This is a genomic window from Variovorax glucosi (genome assembly GCF_051216695.1).
Lineage (GTDB): Bacteria > Pseudomonadota > Gammaproteobacteria > Burkholderiales > Burkholderiaceae_C > Variovorax.
In genome coordinates this window covers 1-1,278 of sequence record NZ_JBPJZE010000167.1, presented here as the reverse complement: position 1 = coordinate 1,278, position 1,278 = coordinate 1, and the positions used below count along the sequence as shown (strand labels likewise).

The 1,278-nt window shown below is 65.3% G+C and carries 3 protein-coding genes; all 3 read left to right on the top strand.

The genetic code is table 11. From position 1 onward, the window contains the following. The first annotated feature begins 36 nt into the window (after nucleotides 1-36). Nucleotides 37-429 (top strand): GxxExxY protein, encoded by a 393-nt coding sequence (locus ACSFA3_RS23935; RefSeq protein WP_435507892.1) that lies wholly within the window; start codon nucleotides 37-39, stop codon nucleotides 427-429. Further along, nucleotides 426-1,010: an aminodeoxychorismate/anthranilate synthase component II gene (locus ACSFA3_RS23930; RefSeq protein WP_435507891.1), complete on the top strand. Its 585-nt coding sequence runs from the start codon at nucleotides 426-428 to the stop codon at nucleotides 1,008-1,010. The genes ACSFA3_RS23935 and ACSFA3_RS23930 overlap by 4 nt, the downstream gene beginning before the upstream one ends. Nucleotides 1,011-1,016: 6 nt before the next feature. After that, nucleotides 1,017-1,278: beta-eliminating lyase-related protein (locus ACSFA3_RS23925; RefSeq protein WP_435507890.1), on the top strand; the 262-nt coding region annotated here is incomplete at its 3' end.

The window sequence follows — 1,278 nt, the reverse complement described above, 5'->3', positions numbered from 1 at the left end:
GCTGCGTGCCGCCGAACTGGTCGAGGAAGGCCTGGAATGAGCAACGCACCCGATATTCAGAACGACTTCTCGCACGAGATCATCGGCGCGGCCGTCGAGGTGCAGCGCGTGCTCGGTACGGGGCTCGACGAAGGGGCTTATGCCGCTGCGCTGGCGATCGAGCTTGCCGAGCGCGAGATCGGCTTCACGCGCGACGTGGCGCTGTCGGCCAGATACAAGAGCCGCTCGCTCGGCGATGTGTACCGCGCGGGCTTCGTCATCGAGCAATCGGTCATCGTCGAACTCAAGGCGGTCGACGTGCTGACCGACCTGCATCGCGCGCAGGTGCTGGCCGCGCTGCGTCTCTCGGGCCTCAAGCTGGGCCTTCTGATCAACTTCAACGTGTTCCCCGTCGTCAAGGGCGTGCACCGGATTGTGAGCAAGCCATGAAACTGCTGATGATCGACAACTACGATTCCTTCACCTACAACATCGTCCAGTACTTCGGCGAGCTGGGTGCGGACGTGCAGGTGCACCGCAACGACGAGATCACGGTGGAGCAGATTGGCGAACTGATCGCCTCCGGCGTGACGCGGCTGGTGGTGTCGCCCGGGCCGTGTTCGCCGGCGGAGGCGGGTGTCTCGGTGGCGGCCATGGTGGCCTTGGCGGGCAAGCTGCCCATTCTTGGCGTGTGCCTCGGCCACCAGGCGATCGGCGCGGCTTTCGGCGGCAAGAGCGTGCGCGCGCAGCAGCTCATGCATGGCAAGACCAGCGAGATCACGACCACGCAAGAAGGCGTGTTCGCTGGGCTGCCCGAGAAATTCATCGTCAACCGCTACCACTCGCTTTCCATCGAGCGCGAGAGCTGCCCGAAGGCCCTGGCTGTCACCGCCTGGACGGACGACGGCGAGATCATGGGGGTGCGGCGCACCGGATTCGCGCACGACGTGCGCATCGAAGGCGTGCAGTTCCATCCCGAATCCATCCTGACGGAGCACGGCCACGCCATGCTCAAGAACTTCCTGGACTGAGCCACCATGACCGATCGCACCTCCCTCGTCGACCTGCGCAGCGACACCGTCACGCAACCCACGCCCGCGATGCGGGAGGCCATGATGGCGGCGCCATTGGGCGACGACGTTTTCGGCACCGACCCGAGCGTGAACGCGCTGCAGGAAAAGATCGCCGCGATGCTGGGCTTCGAGGCTGCGCTGTTCCTGCCCACGGGCACGCAGAGCAACCTGTGCGCGATTCTTTCGCACTGCGGGCGCGGCGATGAATACATCGTCGGCCAGCAGG

Coding starts and splice junctions, on each gene's coding strand:
- ACSFA3_RS23930 (WP_435507891.1), top strand. CDS start 426: ATGAAACTGCTGATGATCGACAACTACGATTCCTTCACCTACAACATC.
- ACSFA3_RS23935 (WP_435507892.1), top strand. CDS start 37: ATGAGCAACGCACCCGATATTCAGAACGACTTCTCGCACGAGATCATC.